An 18472-nucleotide genomic window follows, 5' to 3' on the forward strand; every position below is an offset into this window, starting at 1 on the left:
GTGAATAGCTCGTTCAAATTGGCCTGAAAAGATGAGAAAAGCGTATTCCCGCCAGAGCGATGTCGGTGAATTCGGGTCTAGTATGTTCCCCTATTAAAAAGGGCTTGTGTCGACAACCTGGTGTTTTGATTCCTGCCGTTCATTATACCAAAGTCTGAAAAAAGAGCTGTATAGAGGCCTGAAAAGGCTATCTGGCAGCATTATTAAGCGCCTTTCATCCTTTTGTCTTAGTTCGTTCGGGATTAACTTTCGTTAGAGTGCACTCCTAAAGACACGAAGTGTCGACAATAAATAAAGCAATGACTGCTACAATCCGAGAGTTAGAGGACGTTGCAATGAGCTACCACGCAGAGTACACGCGGTCTGTTGAAGCCCCTGAGGCATTCTGGGCCGAAAAGGCAGCCGAACTACCCTGGTTCAAGAAACCGGAGCAGATTCTTTCCAAAGACGAAAACGGGATCGACCGGTGGTTTGCCGATGGTGAGATGAACACGGCCTACATGGCACTGGATCACCATGTCGAGAATGGCCGTGCGGATCAGCCGGCCGTGATTTACGACTCGCCCGTAACCGACTCCAAGCGTGTTCTGACCTACCGTGAGATGCGTGACCAGGTGGCGGCATTTGCGGGCGTGCTGAAGGCCCAGGGTGTGCAAAAGGGTGACCGTGTTGTCATCTACATGCCGATGGTGCCTGAAGCGCTGGTCGCCATGTACGCCGTAGCACGACTGGGTGCGATCCACTCCGTTGTATTCGGTGGTTTTGCGCCGCACGAGCTGGCTGTGCGCATCGAAGATGCCGAGCCGAAGGTGATTGTAACCGCTTCCTGTGGTGTTGAGGTTGCCAAAGTCATCGAATACAAGCCGATGCTGGACGAGGCCATCGAGCAGTCTGCGCACAAGCCGGATGCCTGTGTCGTGCTGCAGCGCCCGCAGGCGAAAGCGGAACTGATCCCGGGGCGGGACCTGGATTGGGCCGAGGCTGTTGCCAGTGCCGAGCCTGCAGACTGTGTCCCGGTGAAGGGCACCGATCCTCTGTACATTCTGTATACCTCGGGTACGACGGGCAAGCCCAAGGGTGTGGTCCGCGACAACGGCGGACATGCGACAGCGCTGAACTATTCCATGAAGGCGATCTATAACATCGAGGCGGGGGATGTATTCCTGGCCGCGTCTGATGTGGGCTGGGTCGTAGGGCATTCCTACATCGTATATGCACCGCTGCTGGCGGGTGCTACTACCATTGTGTACGAAGGCAAGCCTGTACGTACCCCTGATGCCGGTGCGTTCTGGCGTCTGTGTGAAGAGTACAAGATCAAGGGACTGTTTGCGGCGCCCACGGCCTTCCGTGCGATCAAGAAGGAAGATCCGGAAGGTACGCAGATCGGCAAGTATGACCTGTCCAGCCTTGAAATCATTTTCATGGCCGGTGAGCGCCTGGATCCGCCAACCTATCACTGGACCGTCGAAAAAACCGGCAAGCCCGTGATCGACCACTGGTGGCAGACCGAAACCGGTTGGGCGATTTGCGGCAACCTGATGGGTATCGAACCCAAGGCGCCCAAACCCGGTTCTGCAACACTGCCGGTACCGGGCTTCAACGTCCAGATTCTGGACCCTGAAGGCAATGAACTGCCGGCGGGTGAGCAGGGTGCCATTGCCATCAAACTGCCGCTGCCGCCGAGCTGCCTGCCGACCATCTGGAACAACCATGAGCGCTTCAAGTCCGGCTATCTGTCTGAACTGCCGGGCTATTACACCTCCGGTGACGGTGGCTACAAGGATGAAGAAGGCTATGTGTTCATCATGGGGCGTACAGATGACGTGATCAACGTAGCGGGCCACCGTCTTTCTACCGGCGAGATGGAAGAGATCGTGGCTGACCATCCGGCGGTTGCTGAGTGTGCGGTGATCGGGATTAACGACAATCTCAAGGGACAGGTTCCCATCGGGCTGGTTCTGCTGAAGGATGGTGCTGACGTTGAAGAAGAGGCGCTGGAAAAAGAGCTGGTAGCGATGGTCCGCAAGGAGATCGGTCCCATTGCCTGTTTCAACCGGGCTCTGGTGGTGCAGCGCCTGCCGAAAACGCGCTCGGGCAAGATTTTGCGCAAATTGATGCGCCAGATTGCGGACGGACAGGACTACGCCGTTCCATCTACCATCGACGATCCGAGCAGTCTGTCCGAGATTGAAGAGCTGATGGATCAGCGCGGTCTGGTCAGCCGTTAATAATGGTGTGACTCGACGAAGCGGCCGACGGGTAACCCTCGGCCGCTTTTTTATAGACGAAAGAGGAGCGCTAACAGGCTGCCTTTGCCTTGAGATCAGGTTACACTTGCCTAAAGACATTCATCTTGTATCAGGTTAGCGACTATCAGCTTTCGTACACTCGTTGCTCTTTCCAGTATTCTGCTTGCGCTCGTGTTTCTGGGTGTTGCGCTGTCTCAGCGTGCACAGGAGGACAGGTTGTTCGAGCAGCAGCTAAACAGTCAGGCCGAAACCACTCGGCGCAGCTTCACCGTGGCACTGCAGGAGCAGGAGAGCCAGATGCAGTTGCTGGCCAGCTTTGTTGCAGCAGATCCTGAGGTTCAGGAGCTGTTCAACTATGGTGCCCGGATGATGAAAGTGGAGGCTGACAGTACCGGTGACGAAACCGAACGCCTTCGGCTGGCGCTGTTTCGTGAAGTGGCTGCATCCTGGCAGCAGATGCAGGCCTCACATGACTTGAGACAGCTGCATTTCCATATCCCGCCCGCCACCTCATTCTTGCGTGTGCATGCGCCGGAAAAATATGGCGATGACCTGAGCCCCATTCGGCAAATCATTGTCGATGCCAACCGTATTCGAAAGCCGCTGTCCGGGTTTGAGATCGGCCGCATCTATTCAGGCATCAGGGGCGTTGTGCCGGTGTGGTATACCCGTCAGGATGGTACTCAGGACTACATAGGATCGCTGGAAGCGGGCATCGCGCTCGGGACCATGCTGAATGATCTGTCCGACCTGATCGGTGGCGAACTGGCCGTGATGCTTAACAGTGCCCGGGTAGAGGGAGTGGTCTGGGATAACTACAAGCCAGCGATGGCGTCAGGCTGCAAGTGTTATTTTGAAAGCGCAACCAGCCCGTTGCTGGCCGAATGGCTCCATGCCGGTGTGATCGACCTGAAACCGATAGAATCGGATAAAACCGAGGTGTCCACGTTCGCTTACGATCAACGCCGGTATATGCTGGTTCGCATTCCGCTGTACGACTATGTTGGTAAACAAAACGGCCAGCCTGCTGGCTCTGTTATCAGCTGGCATGACATCACGGGCGCATGGTCCGAGCACCAGCAGGGTATTGCTCAGCTGGAATGGATGCTGTTCGGCAGTTATATCCTGATTCAGATGTTGTTGCTGCTGCTGTTGCATCGGTTGAGAAACTTGATGCAAAGGCGTATTGATCGCGCCACGTCTGATGCACAAAAAGCCAACCTGCAGTTGCTGGCCGTGCTGAAAGATTCGCCTGTGGTGACCTACAGCGTCACTTTGCCCGGGACTACGACAGATTATATGTCACCCAATTGTCATGAATTGACAGGGTATGCTGCTGACGAAATCGTTGGTATTGAAAACTGGTGGGTGGACAACCTGCACCCTCAGGATTATCAGCGCATGCAGGAAGACGATCAATTCAATGTGCCCCTGGGTGACGTTCAGCGCCGTCGGTACCGTCTGCGTCACCGTTCGGGCCGCTGGGTCTGGATTGAAGATCGCTGTCGCGTGGTTGAGTTGGATGACGGACGACAGATTCTGCATGGCGCGCTCGTGGATATCAGTGCGCAGCAGAATGCAGAGTCTGCGCTGGCAGCAAGTGAGAGGACCCTCAGGCGTGCTCAGGCCATCGGTCACGTGGGCAGCTGGGAGTACCACTTTGCTGACCGCATGATGACCCTGTCCAGTGAGGCGCGCCGAATCATGGGGTTGCCGGACGATGTCGAGGCCGATTACGCGCTCTTTATCAGTTGTGTACATCCTGATGATCGAGATCAGGTTGAAAATGCCTGGCATGCGGGCATGAATGGTGACAAGTACGATATCGAGCACCGTCTGCTGGTGCATGGCGAGGAGCGCTGGGTGCGCACGGTTGCTGACTTCCAGCACGATGATTCCGGTGTGCTGCTCGCGACAGGCATGATTCAGGATATCACCCCACAGAAGATCCGTGAGCAGGAGCTTCACAGGCTGGCTACGCGGGATATGCTGACCGGGCTGGCAAGCCGGCGTCACTTCATGCAGCGCCTTGAGCAGGAGCATGGACGGGTTAAGCGTTTTGGCAGTGTGTGCGGGCTGTTGATGATTGACCTGGACCACTTCAAGCAGGTGAATGACAAATTCGGCCATGCGGCGGGTGACGAGGTGCTCAGATCCTTTGCCAGGGTGGCCAGTCAGCAGTTGCGGCAGATAGATATTCTGGGCCGCATCGGTGGTGAGGAATTTGCCTTGCTGCTGCCGGGGACGGATGAAGAGGGCAGTTGCATTTTGGCTGAGCGGATCAGGGTTGCTGTCGAGCTGATGTTGCTGGATGAATACCCGGACATCCATGTAACTGCCAGTATTGGCGTCAGCACCCTTACGGCAGAAGATCAGGCAACGGATGCACCGCTTTTAAGGGCTGACAAGGCCGTTTATCAAGCCAAAAGCGAGGGGCGCAACCGGATTTGCGTGGCGGCTGCATCCCTCGTTCCGAATTAGCCCTTGTAAGCAAGAAAGGCTCGGGTTCCCACCGTGCCCACCAGAAAAGCGGCTACGACTGTCAGAATATCCGCGTTGGCGAAGCTCAGGGAGGTAATCATTGGGCCTGGGCAGTAGCCCGCGATTCCCCAGCCGGCACCAAAAATAATACCGCCCACGATAATACGACCATCAATTTCCTGCTTCTCGGGCAGACGAAAGTGCTCGGCCAGCAAGGGGCGTTTCCGCTTGAGAATAAGCGGGGTGATCGCGGCATTCACGGCCAGGCCGCCAGCCATCACGAAGGCCAGAGACGGGTCCCAGTCTCCGAGAATGTTCAGAAAATTGATCACCTTGGCCGGATCGATCATCTGGGCTACCGACAAGCCCAATCCAAACAGAATGCCCGCCAGCAGGGCAGATCCCAGTCGCAGAAACGGACTCATGAGGATACCTCCAGCAGGTGGCGGATAATGTAGACCGTTACGATCGCACTTCCCATGAAGCAGAGCGTGGCCACCAGAGAGCGAGGACTTCTGCGTGCCAGCCCGCAAATGCCATGTCCACTGGTGCAACCGGTGCCTATTTGAGTTCCGATACCCACCAGCAAGCCGCCGGCAACCAGAAAGGGGGTATCGACGACGGCGCTGATATGAGAAACGCCGACGCCCAGACCTGACCATTGGTATACAAGGCCACCCAGCACCAGGCCGACCAGGAAGCAGACACGCCAGCCCCAGTCATGCTTCTGCTCGGCAAAAAACAGCCCGCCGGCGATACCTGAAATACCGGCGATACGGCCTTTGGCGAGCAGCAATAGTGCGGCTGCCAGTCCAATTAATGCGCCGCCAGCGAGCGCTGGAAGGGGCGTGAAATTGATGATGTTCATCAAACACTCCTGAATTAACGATTTCTAATATATTAATTCATATCTTGTGATCGGAAAAGATCTGACAGCAGCCAAAGGTTAATGTAATTTATAGGAATATCATTTAAGACATTGAGAATAAATGTAAATGCCTATTCCGCTATTCGATGCCCCAGACTTTCTGGAGCTCGGGAATGACACGGTCACAAGCTACCTGACCCGGGTTACATTGCATCAGGTAACCGATGCCGCGCTGGTGTATGAATATGCCTGCGCCTGGTTACTGGAACACCGTAACAACAGCAATAACTACAAAACCTATCGCAGCGAACTGACCACCTATCTGTATTGGTGCTTTGAAATACAGAAGGTCAGCCCGCTGGAGGTAAAACGGCGTGAGCTTTTTCAGTATATCGCCTTTTGTGAATCTCCCCCTGAAGAGCTGATTGGCTACTTCAATACACCGCAATTTCGTGAAGACAGGCACAGCGGTGAGCGTCTGCCAAACCCGAACTGGAAGCCTTTTCTTGGCAAGAAGGAAGGAGGGCAGGTGCTGGCCTATCAGATCAGCGATACGGCGCTGAAAACCAAGCTGTCCGTATTGTCCGCATTTTACAGCTACCTGATTGACGAGGAGTTGACGGAACGTAATCCGGCACGGCAGGTGCTAAGGAGTGGGTCGCTAAGATCCTCAATGACGGCGGCACGTGAACAGGAAGGGTTTGAGCCCGTTAAGGCGTTTTCGGAGCTGCAGTGGTCCTATGTCATGTCAACCGCCAGGGCGCGTGCCGAAGCCTCTGGTGAGCATGAGCGGACCCTGTTTCTGGTCAGTCTCATGTATGCCTGTTATCTGCGAATTTCAGAAGTGGCGGCAAGGCCGGGCTTCTCGCCAGTGATGGGGCAGTTCAGGCGTGACAGTCGTACCGGTATCTGGAGCTATCTGGTGCCCAGAAGCAAAGGCGGGAAATCACGTACTGTTGCCGTATCCAAAGCGTTACTGGGTGCGCTGAAGCGCTACCGCAAACATCTTGGGTTGAGCCTCTTGCCGTCGCCCGGGGAAGAAACGCCACTGTTCGTCAGGCAGCGTGCCGGAACGCGCGGACGCAGCGCCGGGATGGTTAATGCCAACCTGGGTATTCGACAGATTCGTGATTTGATTGATGAGCTGATCCAGGCCGCTGCCGATGAAGCGATGGCAGACGGGTTCGGTGAAGATGCGGCCGAAATGCGGAACATGACAGCGCACAGTATCCGTCATACCGGGATCACGCACGATATCAATCTCAATGGGCGGCCACTGTCGCACGTACAAGCTGATGCCGGGCACGACAGCATCGATACCACATCCCGTTACCTTCATACCAGTCAGATCGAACGCCATGAATCTGCGACCGGCAAGAAGCTGGATCGGTTAATGGTGAGTGGTGAAGACTTGTAAGCAAGTATCAATGACGACCTGAAATGGGCTCGATAACGGGCGTCATCTGGTGACTGCAAATGATATAGCCTGAAGCAGTCAGGTGTTTTGTTGTTCCGGTTTGAGTTGAAGTGGTTTGAAATTATTGGATTTAAATGATTGTTTTGATTGTTTTTAGGCTGATTTAGTGGTCGAGCAGCACGGCGTGAAAGCCCGGTATGATCGCGACCGTACTCAAGAAACGGCTTGATGCCTCTGTGAATAGAGGCGTCGCGAATCTCGAGTCGTGCTGAAAGCGACCCGAGGTTGCAGGCGTTACTAACACGCAGGTCCGAACGGTCGGCACGCTGAACCAGTAACGCAACCAAATGGTGGACGCAGGAAGTCCGGTAATTTGATTCCAGCGGCTATCAAGTGTGTGTCTAAAAACCGGATTCCAGGACGTGACGGTTGGCCATTAAGGCTGGTGCCGATAAATCAGGTTATCGGCACTGAATGCGTAAAACGGCGAGAGCAATCTGAAGCTTGTTGGTAAGCACTTGTTGATCCTGAATACGCCATTCTTACGCAATATTAAACTTCGCATAATGTATATTATGTTAAATATACTATGGACGGACGTGAGGCGCTTGGCGCCTCATTCGGTAGTCTTCGCAACTCAGGTTTGAATAATGCCGCTGCGCAGAGCCAGGTGAATCAGTTCCGACCCGTTGCTGAGGTTCAGTTTGCGCAGGATGTTGGCTCGATGTGCGTGGACGGTTTTGGGGCTCAGGAAGATGGATTCCGCAATGGTGTTTACGCTGCGGCCTTCTGCCAGCATGGTGAAGATTTCCAGTTCGCGGCGTGTCAGTTGTGACAGCGGAGAGCTTTCTGCTCCAGCCTCCCCGTCCTGTGTGATCTGACCGCGAACGGCGGATGAGAAGTAGGATCGGCCGGCATACACTTCTCGCACGGCATGAACCAGCTCGTTCTGTGCGCAGCGCTTGGTGACGTAGCCCTTAACGCCCACGTCTGCAACGCGTGCCGGGTACGGCGAGGCTTCCCAGATGGTCAGGACCAGAATCCGGGCGGACGGATCTTCCACGATGATGCGCTTGATGGCATCCAGCCCGCCTGCTGTCGATGAGGCTTCCTGGCTTTCCCGGTCGGCCGGCATCGCCAAGTCCATAACGACCACATCGGGTCTGATCTGGCGGTACATCTCCACGGCCTCGCCGCCATTTTCGGCTTCGGCAACAATCTCCATGTCGGCTTCTTTCAGTAGCATGTGCTGGAAGCCTGCACGGACGATGGAATGGTCATCAACCAGTAAAATGCGGATCTTGGAACTCATACACGGGGCCTTAGCAGAAAACCGGTACAGGGTATCAAATCACGGCGACTGACTGGCTAGATCTTTGGTATAGCCTGACGCGAATCGGCACCACGGTATACGCCGGACGTGTCCAGGTCCAGCGCTGCTGCCGATATGCCTGAGCCGTCATCAAGGTGAGAAGGAATTGCGACCAGTTCATCACTGAATCCAATCAGGTTTATCCCCTCTTTCTCGCAGTGTGCCAGTACCTTTTCCAGTGCGCGCAGGACGGCTTCCTGTCGGTCGGTAAAGCGATCAGGGCGAGTAGTGCCGCGCCGTTTGCTGGTAATGCTACGGCGTACGTACTGGTCAGAATCAAGTAGTTGTATGGTCAAACCCGCCAGCTTGTCACGCACCATAACGGCCTTGATGACTTCGAACAGCGCTTCGTCGGAGCAGGTCAGGATGTCGCCCTGCTCGCAGGCTCGAACGCGGTCCGTGACGTCCTGAACGCTGGTTTCACTTGGAATATATATTTCCATTATCAAATGGTTAACCGTTAGTTTGAATGAACAACGTTAACTCTTGTCTGCTCTCAGGCGAGCGACTTCACCTGCAAGACTATGGTTTTGCTCGCGCAACCGCTTGAGCTCTTCTTCCTGGACACGGCTTCGTACGCGAAGCTCAATCATCGCTTCCGAGTGGGCGTTGCCTTCCTGTCCGATATGCTGCAGCTGCTTGACTTCGCGCTTCAGGTTGTCGCGCTCGCTGCTCAGTCGCATATTGGTCTCTTCAAGCTCCAGTACCTGTCGCTCCAGTGCGCGCTTCTCGTCTGCCAGTTGCTCGCAGCGCTCCAACAGGCGGGCATTTTGTTGATGAGATTCAAACAGCGCCTGCTCGCCTCCGGACCGGCTGGATTCAGCCTGCTCGATCAGGCGCTTGTGCTCCTGCTCAATCGCCTGGCGCTGCGCTTCAAAGCGGTTTTCGGCATAGGCCAGTGCGCGATCCCAGGTTTGGCTGGCCAGCTTGGCAACCGGCTCAGGCAGCTCGGGGTGCTGGTTTCGGCGCTGAACGCGCTCCGACAGAGTATGCCACCAGTCGTTCAGTGCGCGATTGATGGTTGTCAGGCTTCCGCTTCCCAGTCGTTCGCGAACGTTTTGCTGTGTCGGTCGAATGCCTTCTTCCAGAAGCTCATCGGCGATCGCCATGGCGCGGCTGTGGGTGTCTTGTTTTTTGGCCATTTGATACTGGATACGTATTGTTAATATGTATTAAAGCCTAATGTATGCCCATAACTCCTTGAAGACAAGCTGAATCAAGGTTACCTGCCCGGTTTTTTCATCTAGTATCAAGGTGAGTGGTTTCAGCAAAGGAGTGATCTCATGCCCATCAGAATTGCCATCAACGGATACGGTCGTATTGGGCGCAATATTCTACGTGCGCTGTTTGAGTCGGGTCGGCAGGGAGAATTTGAAGTTGTCGCGATCAATGACCTGGGCGACGCCGCAGTCAGTGCGCATCTGACACAGTACGACTCGGTTCATGGCCGCTTTCAGTGGCCAGTTGCAGTCGACGGTGATGTGCTGGTGGTGGGCGAATACCGTATTCCCATGCTCAGGGAGGCAGACCCCTCTGCCCTGCCCTGGAAGGATCTGGGTGTTGATATCGTGCTTGAATGCACTGGCAAGATGACAGAGCGCAGCAAGGCGCAGCAGCACATTGATCAGGGTGCCGGGAAGGTTTTGCTGTCTGCGCCCGGCAAGGAGATGGATGCCACCGTGGTTTTTGGTGTCAACCATGCGCAGCTCACTGCAGACGACCGACTGGTGTCGAATGCCTCATGCACCACCAACTGTCTGGCCCCTCTTGCGCAGGTGCTGCATCAGGCGGTCGGTATTGAAGAAGGGCTGATGACGACCATCCATGCCTATACCAACGATCAGCACCTGACCGATGTATACCATGCCGACCTGTACCGTGCCCGCGCAGCCGCGTTATCCATGATTCCTACCAAAACCGGTGCTGCCAGTGCGGTCGGTCTGGTGTTGCCTGAGCTTAACGGAAAACTGTCCGGTCTGGCCGTGCGCGTTCCCACCGCCAATGTTTCTCTGGTGGATCTGACATTTACGGCATTGAAAGAGACGTCAGTTGAGCAAATTAATGCAGCGCTTGAAGAGGCTGCAAACGGACGACTGCGCGATATTATAGAATTCAATGCCACACCACTGGTGTCGATCGACTTCAATCACCATAGTGCGTCCTGTGTTTTTGACAGCCTTCAAACTCAAGTTCTCGGTCGAATGGTTAAAGTATTTGCCTGGTATGACAATGAGTGGGCCTTTTCAAATCGGATGCTGGATACAGCGGCCTGTATGGCGCGTATTTGATGGCTCTGGGCGTTTTCCTGTTTGACTTTTCATGGTTTCAACGGGAAAATACGCCCTCCTAACGCATTGATTAAAAAGGTTGCAATTCCTTTTAATGTAATCGCGTAAAAGCCCGGATGGTGAAATTGGTAGACACAAGGGATTTAAAATCCCTCGGCCTTTGGCTGTACCGGTTCGAGTCCGGTTCCGGGCACCAATTGTTTACGTATTATGCGTTCCCCCACCTTTTTATTTGATGTGTCGTTTTAGCTTTCTAACAGGCTTTCGCCGGGTTGGCTTATATGTCAGACACCGATGTGTCCGCTTTTTTAATGGAGCTGGAATTAACCCAGCTGGATCAGATCACCCAGGATTTACAGGTGCGTGCAGAACAGCAGAAAGCTGAAAAGCGCCATAAGCCCAGCTTTCCACCTGTTTTTACTGACCTTGACTCCATGGCCGAAAGTGCAGGGCTTGATCTCACGGGGCTGATGAAGGATATCAAGCGCCGCTCCTGATAGTTCTGGACAAGTATCCGCTTGGCATTATAATGCCAGCTGTCACAGGAGAGAGGGTGCAATACCCCGCCGAAGGCGCAAACTCCCATAATCGCTCAGGCAAGTGTACTGTGACGCCAAACCTAATCGTCGACTGGAGAGCGGTCTTACAGACCCACCGAAGGGGCAGCGCAGAATCCTGCGTAAACTCTCAGGTAACCGGACAGAGGGAGAGACGGAAATAACTCTTTCAGGAGGGTTGAACCGTGCTTCTCTACATTTACCTTATCGCCATTTCAGCTGAAGCCATGTCAGGCGCCCTTGCGGCAGGACGTCGTAACATGGATATTTTTGGTGTCTGTGTGATTGCGTTTATTACCGCACTGGGCGGCGGCACCATTCGCGACATTTTGCTGGGCAACTTCCCGGTGACCTGGACCCAGCATCCTGAGTATATCTATCTTACGGTATCGGCCGGTCTTTTGACCGTGATCCTGTCTCGATTCATGCATCACCTGCACCGTGTATTCCTCCTGCTTGATGCCATGGGGCTGGTTGCCTTTACCATCATTGGATGCAGCGTGGCGCTGCGCCTTGACTACCCTACTGTCGTAGTACTGATGGCCGGGATGATTACAGGTATCTGTGGCGGGGTGTTGCGAGACATTCTTTGCCAAAGACTGCCGGTGGTATTCAGGCATGAGCTCTATGCCAGCGTATCGTTGCTGGTAGGTGTGCTCTATCTGCAGCTTGAACGCCTGGGCGTACACGCGGATATCAATCTGGCAGTTTCGTTTGGTGCCGGTATTCTGCTGCGGGTCTGTGCCATTTACTGGCGCCTGTCATTGCCGACATTCAGCTATTCACCGCAGCAATGGAAGTAGTCTGTTACGGGTGCTGACGTGTAGTTGGCGCCCAACGCTTTTTATGAGCTTCTATATGAAAGTATGGGATGTGCTTGCGTGTAGGGATGAAGCGAGGAGGTGTTTTCCATTTTATTGAGCACTTTGAAAATGCTCAATAAAATGGAGGCTGGAGTCGGAATCGAACCGGCGTACACGGAGTTGCAGTCCGCTGCATAACCACTCTGCCATCCAGCCTTAACATTGAGTTGGAGCGGGAAACGAGACTCGAACTCGCGACCCCAACCTTGGCAAGGTTGTGCTCTACCAACTGAGCTATTCCCGCGTCTCAATGTTGGTGCGTATTATAGAGAGATCTGGTTGGGTGTCAACATAATTACAAAAAAATATTTAAAAAAATTGCTTAAAAATTAACCACTTACTTAAATATCTTCGCTCAGATGGGGCCAGGCGGCGCGAAGGTAAATAAACATGGACCAGAGCGTCAGTACGGCGGCACCGTATAGCGCGACAATCCCTGCCCACGACAGTGGTGAGTAGAGCGGAAAGGCAAGCATCACCAGAATTGAAGCCATCTGAAGCGTGGTTTTGATCTTGCCGATCATTGAAACGGCAACGCTGGCTCTCTGCCCTACTTCTGCCATCCATTCACGCAGCGCCGAAATGACGATCTCGCGCCCGATAATCACGACTGCCGGAATGGTCACCCAGGGAGATGCAAAGCTCTCAACCAGAATGACCAGAGCTGCGGCTACCATCAGCTTGTCAGCCACCGGGTCCAGAAAGGCACCAAAGGGGGAGCTTTGGTCGAGCTTGCGCGCCAGGTAGCCGTCAAACCAGTCCGTTATCGCCGCCAGCCCGAAAATGGCGGAGGCTGCCCAGGGTGACCAGCTGTACGGCATGTAGTACACCAGAATGAATACAGGAATCAGGATGATGCGTATCAGCGTCAGCAGGTTGGGAATCTTGATAGTTCGCAATGGGGTGTCCCGTTATGTCCACTTATGAATCGGGGTGAAGGGCTGCATATATGTCCTGTGCAAGCGCCCGGCTAATACTAGAGACTTTTGCGATTTCTTCAACACTGGCGCGCTCGACCTCTTTCAGGCCGCCAAAGTACTTCAGCAATTCACGGCGGCGCTTGGGGCCAATGCCGGGGATGTCTTCCAGCTTTGACTGGCGTCTCGCCTTGCCCCTTTTGGCTCGATGGCCGACGATCGCAAATCGGTGCGACTCATCCCGTATATGCTGTAAAAGGTGCAGTGCAGGCGAGTCAGACGCCAGCACCTCTTCTTCACCGGTATCGCCCGAAACCAGCACTTCAAAGCCGGCCTTACGGGTTGGCCCCTTGGCGATACCGATCACCATGATGTCCTGAAGCTGGAGCTCCTCCAGTACCTGCATGGCCTGCTTCACCTGGCCCTTGCCGCCGTCGATTACCAGCAGGTCAGGCAAGACGCCTTCCCCTTTCCTGACCTTGGTGTAGCGTTTCAGGAGCGCCTGATGCATGGCGGCATAGTCATCACCGGCCGTCACATCTTCAATATTGAAGCGGCGGTAATCAGATTTCTTGGGCCCTTCACGGTCAAAGACTACGCAGGAGGCAACCGTAGCTTCACCAGAGCTATGGCTGATATCGAAGCATTCAAGTCGCTGCGGGGGCTGATCAAGGCCCAGCACTTCCTGTAAGGCCAGAAAGCGGTTGTAGATATTCTGCTTGCTGGCCAGGTGGCTGCTCAACTGATGTTCCGCATTGGTCTGGGCCAGCCTTTGCCACCCTGCTCTGTCACCTCGAACGCTGTGCTGAATGGCAACCTTGCGGCCCCGCTTCTGTACCAGCGCCTCTTGCAGGCAGTCCTGATCGGGCAGCAGTTCCGGCGTGATGACCAGAGCCGGAATTTCGCGCGGACCTGTCAGGTAGAATTGGGCAATGAAGGATGACAGGATATCGCCAATGCCATCTTCCACTGAAACTCGCGGGTGGTAGGCCTTGCTGCCAATAACACGCCCGCCCCGGACAAACAGTGCATGGATGGAGACACCGCCCGGCTGCACGGCACAGCCGAAGATGTCCGCATCGCCTTCCTGACTGCTGACGTATTGACGTTCCTGTACCTGCTGTAGCGCTGATATCTGATCGCGCAGTTGGGCGGCGCGCTCAAAGTCCAGCGCGCGCGATGCGGCATCCATCTCTTCGGCAAGGCGCTGCATGATTTCGTGGTTGCGCCCTTCCAGGAACAGCATTGCGTGCTTCACGTCCTGACGATATTCCTGTTCCGAAATCATGCCGACGCAAGGGGCAGTACAGCGCTTTATTTGATACTGAAGGCAGGGGCGTGAACGGTTGCGGAAAAAGCTGTCCTCACACTGCCGAATTCGGAAGACCTTTTGCAGCAGGTTAAGACTTTCCTTGACGGCATTGGAACTGGGATAAGGCCCGAAATAGCGCCCCTTCTGTCGACCCGAACCGCGACGAAACCGAATTGCCGGATAGCTGTCACGGTCTGACACGAAGATGTAGGGGTAGGATTTATCATCCCTCAACAGAATGTTGTAAGGAGGGCGCTGCTGCTTGATCAGATTTTGTTCCAGCAGCAAGGCTTCCGTTTCGCTGCCGGTAACCGTCACCTCAATATGAGCTATTCGGCCCACCAGAGATTGCGTTTTGGGAGAGAGCCCTGATGTTCGGAAATAGCTGCTGACGCGATTTTTCAGGTTTTTGGCCTTTCCGACATAGAGGATTGCACCCTCTGTATCGAACATCTGATACACGCCGGGGCGGCGTGTCAGGTTTTTCAGAAAAGCCTTGCTGTCAAAACCGCTAGTCACCGTCAATGATGCATCCTGCTGGCTCAGGAAACCGTATTCAGAGTCTTGTTGGCATCCATGTGGATGTGTGTTGCCTCGGTATGGATAGCTTCAAGCTGCTCCCGGGTGGAGTCCAGAATGCCTGCGCCACGAGACAGGGATACTTCAAGATATACGCCAATTTCGGCGTAATAATAGAGCCGTGCATCGAAAGAGCGCGCACGCTTCAGCTTGCTGAGCGAGATCTGGGCACCGTTCACCAGGATCTTGTTGATATCCGTGTCGGACAGCAGAGGGTGGCGCTCAGGGTCCTGTCGGCGTTCTACCTGTTGTGTGCGAGTATTTTTGCGGCTCATGACGGTCCTGTTTTCAGATGAATTGAGGGCCGGTATCACCGGCCCTGACTGAATCAGCGGTGATCAGTTTTCACCTGCCTTGCGAGCGTCCTTTGCCATTTCGCGCTTCATGAAGCGTACGCCAAAGAAGGTGATCACCAGCATGGCAGCAACAATCATGATGCTGGGAGCAAAAGAGATCAGGCTGTATTTATCAATATTGAACATAGAACTGTACCTTTATAGTCATAATATGCCGGAGGCCTCAGGCCGGGCATTATCGGGGCTTTACTGCCCCTTCTCAAGCCTTTTGAGCAGGCTTGAAGTATCCAGCCGCCCACCGCCGCCGGCCTGAACGTCGGCATAAAACTGGTCAACCAGTGCGGTTACCGGCAGTTGGGCGCCGTTTTTACGGGCCTCATTGAGCGCGATATTCAAGTCCTTGCGCATCCAGTCAACGGCAAAGCCGAAATCGTATTCCCCTTCCAGCATGGTCTTGTGACGGTTCACCATCTGCCAGGAGCCTGCAGCGCCGTGCTGGATCACATCAAACACGGCCTCGCCATCAAGACCGGACTGTTTGACAAAATGCACGGCTTCAGAAAGTCCCTGTACCAGTCCTGCAATCGCGATCTGGTTGACCATTTTGGCCAGCTGACCAGATCCGGCCGGGCCCAGCAGGCGGTGAGAGGCGGCATAACAGTCAAATACCTTGCTGGCCTGGTCATAGGTTGCCTGCTCGCCACCGAGCATCACGCTGAGGCGGCCATTTTCGGCACCAGCCTGGCCGCCGGAGACCGGTGCATCCAGAAAGTCGATATTGCGAGCCTGGGCCTCATGTGCCAGTTCTCGCGCCACATCAGCAGATGCCGTGGTGTGATCGACCAGGATGCTGCCTGCCGACATGCCGCTCAGCGCACCATCCTGCCCCAGCGTAACCTGGCGCAGATCGTCGTCATTGCCAACACAGGTAAAGACGACATCGGCCCCCTTTGCGGCTTCTGCCGGTGTGGCGGCGTGGCGACCGGCGTGCTGTTTGCACCAGTTCTCGGCTTTTGCTGCCGTGCGGTTATATACGCACACCTCGTGCCCGGCACTCGCCAGGTGTCCAGCCATGGGAAACCCCATGACGCCCAAACCAATGAATGCAACCTTGGCCATGTTATGCCTCCGCAGAATAATAGACGTCGGCTGCAGCAGCGGCTGCACCCGAGGGAAGTGAAACACCTGCTTCAGACAGTGTGTTTTCAAGTGCGTCGATGCAGAGCATGACATGGCGACGGGTACATGAGCTGCCCATCAGGCCGATGCGCCATACCTTGCCGGCCAGCTCGCCGAGCCCGGCCCCAATCTCAAGGTTGTAGTTCTCCAGCAATCGAGCGCGGATCTGTGCTTCATCAACGCCTTCAGGTACTTGAACCGAATTGAGCTGTGGCAGCCGGGCATCGGCGGTTACAGTAAACGACAGGCCCAGTGTTTCCAGGCCGGCCTTCAGGGCTTCGTGGTGCAGCGCATGCCGTTTCCATGCGTGCTCGATACCCTCTTCTTGCAGCATGACAAGCGCTTCATGGAGTCCATAGAGTGCATTGACCGGTGCGGTATGGTGGTAGGCTCGTTTCTGACCGCCGCCCCAATACCCCATGACAAGATTGGTATCCAGGAACCAGCTTGGCACGCGCGTGCGACGGTTGCTGGCTTTTTCCAGTGCGCGTTCACTGAAGCTCACCGGAGAGATTCCGGGTGGAGCCGACAGGCACTTCTGGGTGCCGGAGTAGATGGCATCAATGCCCCACTGGTCAACTTCCAGCTCGATGCCACCCAGGGACGTAACGGCATCCACGATTGTCAGGCAACCATAATCACGGGCCAGTCGGCACAAAGCCTGAGCATCAGAGCGCACGCCCGTGGAGGTTTCGGCATGCACAAATGCGAGCGCCTTGATGCCATCGTGTGCTTCCATCAGGGCGCGCACTTTTTCGATGCTGACAGGCGTACCCCAGGTGTCCTGCACCATCAGGGCTTCACCGCCAAAGCGCTCCACATTCTCTTTCATGCGACCGCCGAACACACCGTTCTGGCAAACGATCACCTTGTCGCCGGGTTCGACCAGGTTCACAAAGCATGCCTCCATTCCGGCAGAGCCGGGCGCAGAAATCGGCATGGTCAGCGGGTTGTCGGTGCGCAGGGCGTATTGAAGCAGCTTTTTGATTTCATCCATCATGTCGATGAACGCAGGGTCCAGGTGACCGATTGTCGGGCGCGCCATTGCAGACAATACGCGCGGGTGGACATCGGACGGCCCTGGGCCCATGAGGGTTCGCTGTGGGGGATGAAAGGATGTAATCATTACAAAGCCTCTTTAAAAACAATTAGTTGTTCTATTTATTTAATGAATAGCTTGCAATTTTGGCGATGATGGCCATGACCATTTCCGCAGAGTGCGTAGCGGCTTTTTCAAGGAACTGCTCAAATGAGAGGTTGGATTCCTTACCGGCGATATCCGATAGCGCACGGATAACGATAAAGGGTGTACCAAACTGGTGGCAGGTCTGGGCAATGGCGGCCGCTTCCATTTCCACCGCCTTTACACTGGGAAAGTGCTTGCGAGTCTCGGCAACGCGCTCGGGGCAATTCATGAAGCTGTCGCCAGTGGCGATAAGCCCTCTGACGGTACGCGCGCTCGACATGCCTGCGATCGACTCCTCGGCAAAGCGTGACAGCAAGGGGTCGGCAGTAAATTTGGGCGGCAAGCCGGGTACCTGGCCGGGCTCATAACCAAATACTGTCAGATCCACATCGTGGTGACAGACCCGCTCGGAAATCACCACATCTCCTACATCAAGCGTTTCATCGAAACCGCCGGCAGAGCCTGTATTGATTACGCCGTCGGGCTTGAACATCTGCAACAAAAGGGTTGTGCCAATGGCGGCATTCACCTTGCCAATGCCTGACTTGAGCAGAATGATCTCGACGCCCTTCATGGTGCCGGTAAAGAAATCAAAACCGGACAGGCGATGCGACTCGAGGTCTGACAGGTTCTGCTTAAGGAGTTCAACCTCCTGATCCATGGCGCCGATCAGGGCAATACGGGCTGGGCGATCCAGATGGTGGAGCTGTTCTGACAGGGAAGTGTTTGTTGTCATTGTACTCTGTACTTGAGCGGAAATGAGTGGCAAAAAGGCATGCTACCACGCATTTCCCAATTGGCAATTATCATAAGGCCTCAGGGTGAGGCAAACATGGATGGACTCTCTTGTCGTATTAATAATATTCCGTACATATTGAGTATTTAAATACAACTGGTGGCGTGCGTAT

Annotated in this window: 18 protein-coding genes, 3 tRNA genes and 2 riboswitches; of the genes, 7 read left to right on the plus strand and 14 right to left on the minus strand. The window is 54.8% G+C overall.

Features of this window, described 5'->3' with window-relative positions:
* Positions 1-335: 335 nt before the first annotated feature.
* Entirely contained in the window at positions 336-2228 is a 1893-nt protein-coding gene (locus tag H9C73_RS10585) for a propionyl-CoA synthetase (protein WP_209287801.1), read from the plus strand.
* Positions 2229-2465: 237 nt separating this feature from the next.
* Entirely contained in the window at positions 2466-4730 is a 2265-nt protein-coding gene (locus tag H9C73_RS10590) for a sensor domain-containing diguanylate cyclase (protein WP_209287802.1), read from the plus strand.
* On the opposite strand, the gene H9C73_RS10595 is transcribed toward H9C73_RS10590, so the two are convergent.
* A complete protein-coding gene (locus H9C73_RS10595) occupies positions 4727-5155 on the minus strand; it encodes a DUF6691 family protein (RefSeq protein WP_209287803.1) in 429 nt (142 codons plus the stop codon). The two genes, H9C73_RS10590 and H9C73_RS10595, sit on opposite strands and share 4 nt — an antisense overlap.
* Positions 5152-5598, minus strand: coding sequence for a YeeE/YedE family protein (locus H9C73_RS10600; protein ID WP_209287804.1), 447 nt, complete (start codon positions 5596-5598; stop codon positions 5152-5154). The genes H9C73_RS10595 and H9C73_RS10600 overlap by 4 nt, the downstream gene beginning before the upstream one ends.
* Before the next feature lie 127 nt (positions 5599-5725).
* On the opposite strand from H9C73_RS10600, the gene H9C73_RS10605 reads away from it, so the two are divergent.
* Complete coding sequence (locus H9C73_RS10605) at positions 5726-7015, plus strand: tyrosine-type recombinase/integrase (RefSeq protein WP_209287805.1); 1290 nt, start codon at positions 5726-5728, stop codon at positions 7013-7015.
* Positions 7016-7652: 637 nt separating this feature from the next.
* On the opposite strand, the gene H9C73_RS10610 is transcribed toward H9C73_RS10605, so the two are convergent.
* The 3 genes from H9C73_RS10610 to H9C73_RS10620 are packed head-to-tail and all read right to left on the minus strand — an operon-like array spanning position 7653 to position 9529.
* Entirely contained in the window at positions 7653-8327 is a 675-nt protein-coding gene (locus H9C73_RS10610) for a response regulator (protein ID WP_209287806.1), read from the minus strand.
* A 56-nt stretch (positions 8328-8383) separates the two neighbouring features.
* The gene (locus tag H9C73_RS10615; protein ID WP_209287807.1) at positions 8384-8830 is read right to left on the minus strand and encodes a response regulator; all 447 of its coding nucleotides are present in this window, start codon (positions 8828-8830) and stop codon (positions 8384-8386) included.
* Positions 8831-8866: 36 nt separating this feature from the next.
* Positions 8867-9529: a DNA-binding protein gene (locus H9C73_RS10620; protein WP_209287808.1), complete on the minus strand. Its 663-nt coding sequence runs from the start codon at positions 9527-9529 to the stop codon at positions 8867-8869.
* Positions 9530-9670: 141 nt separating this feature from the next.
* On the opposite strand from H9C73_RS10620, the gene gap reads away from it, so the two are divergent.
* From gap to H9C73_RS16360, 4 genes are all read left to right on the plus strand, one after another.
* Positions 9671-10675, plus strand: coding sequence for a type I glyceraldehyde-3-phosphate dehydrogenase (gene gap, locus H9C73_RS10625; RefSeq protein ID WP_209287809.1), 1005 nt, complete (start codon positions 9671-9673; stop codon positions 10673-10675).
* Between the two features lie 110 nt (positions 10676-10785).
* Positions 10786-10871 (plus strand) — tRNA-Leu (locus H9C73_RS10630).
* An 85-nt stretch (positions 10872-10956) separates the two neighbouring features.
* Positions 10957-11172 carry a hypothetical protein gene (locus tag H9C73_RS10635; protein ID WP_209287810.1) on the plus strand — a complete coding sequence of 72 codons (216 nt, stop codon included), beginning with the start codon at positions 10957-10959 and terminating at the stop codon, positions 11170-11172.
* Between the two features lie 35 nt (positions 11173-11207).
* Positions 11208-11293: riboswitch (glycine riboswitch) on the plus strand.
* Between the two features lie 2 nt (positions 11294-11295).
* Positions 11296-11388: riboswitch (glycine riboswitch) on the plus strand.
* Positions 11389-11417: 29 nt separating this feature from the next.
* On the plus strand, positions 11418-12035 hold the full coding sequence (locus H9C73_RS16360; RefSeq protein ID WP_209287811.1) for a trimeric intracellular cation channel family protein: 618 nt from the start codon (positions 11418-11420) through the stop codon (positions 12033-12035).
* A 142-nt stretch (positions 12036-12177) separates the two neighbouring features.
* Here H9C73_RS16360 and H9C73_RS10645 read toward each other — a convergent pair.
* From H9C73_RS10645 to mtnN, 9 genes are all read right to left on the minus strand, one after another.
* Positions 12178-12251, minus strand: a tRNA-Cys gene (locus tag H9C73_RS10645).
* A gap of 12 nt (positions 12252-12263) precedes the next feature.
* Positions 12264-12339: transfer RNA gene (locus tag H9C73_RS10650), tRNA-Gly, on the minus strand.
* 97 nt (positions 12340-12436) lie between these two features.
* A complete protein-coding gene (gene pgsA / locus H9C73_RS10655; protein ID WP_209287849.1) occupies positions 12437-12985 on the minus strand; it encodes a CDP-diacylglycerol--glycerol-3-phosphate 3-phosphatidyltransferase in 549 nt (182 codons plus the stop codon).
* Positions 12986-13016: 31 nt separating this feature from the next.
* On the minus strand, positions 13017-14843 hold the full coding sequence (gene uvrC / locus H9C73_RS10660; protein WP_209287850.1) for an excinuclease ABC subunit UvrC: 1827 nt from the start codon (positions 14841-14843) through the stop codon (positions 13017-13019).
* A 23-nt stretch (positions 14844-14866) separates the two neighbouring features.
* Positions 14867-15178, minus strand: a complete 312-nt coding sequence (locus H9C73_RS10665) for an excinuclease ABC subunit C (RefSeq protein WP_209287812.1) — start codon at positions 15176-15178, stop codon at positions 14867-14869.
* A 63-nt stretch (positions 15179-15241) separates the two neighbouring features.
* Positions 15242-15385 carry a hypothetical protein gene (locus H9C73_RS10670; RefSeq protein ID WP_209287813.1) on the minus strand — a complete coding sequence of 48 codons (144 nt, stop codon included), beginning with the start codon at positions 15383-15385 and terminating at the stop codon, positions 15242-15244.
* Between the two features lie 60 nt (positions 15386-15445).
* Complete coding sequence (locus H9C73_RS10675) at positions 15446-16318, minus strand: NAD(P)-dependent oxidoreductase (RefSeq protein ID WP_209287814.1); 873 nt, start codon at positions 16316-16318, stop codon at positions 15446-15448.
* Position 16319: 1 nt separating this feature from the next.
* The gene (locus tag H9C73_RS10680; RefSeq protein WP_209287815.1) at positions 16320-17504 is read right to left on the minus strand and encodes a pyridoxal-phosphate-dependent aminotransferase family protein; all 1185 of its coding nucleotides are present in this window, start codon (positions 17502-17504) and stop codon (positions 16320-16322) included.
* Positions 17505-17535: 31 nt separating this feature from the next.
* A complete protein-coding gene (mtnN, locus tag H9C73_RS10685; RefSeq protein WP_209287816.1) occupies positions 17536-18300 on the minus strand; it encodes a 5'-methylthioadenosine/S-adenosylhomocysteine nucleosidase in 765 nt (254 codons plus the stop codon).
* Positions 18301-18472: the final 172 nt, after the last annotated feature.

It is taken from the genome of Marinobacterium alkalitolerans, from assembly GCF_017776525.1.
Classification (GTDB): Bacteria; Pseudomonadota; Gammaproteobacteria; order Pseudomonadales; family Balneatricaceae; genus Marinobacterium; species Marinobacterium alkalitolerans.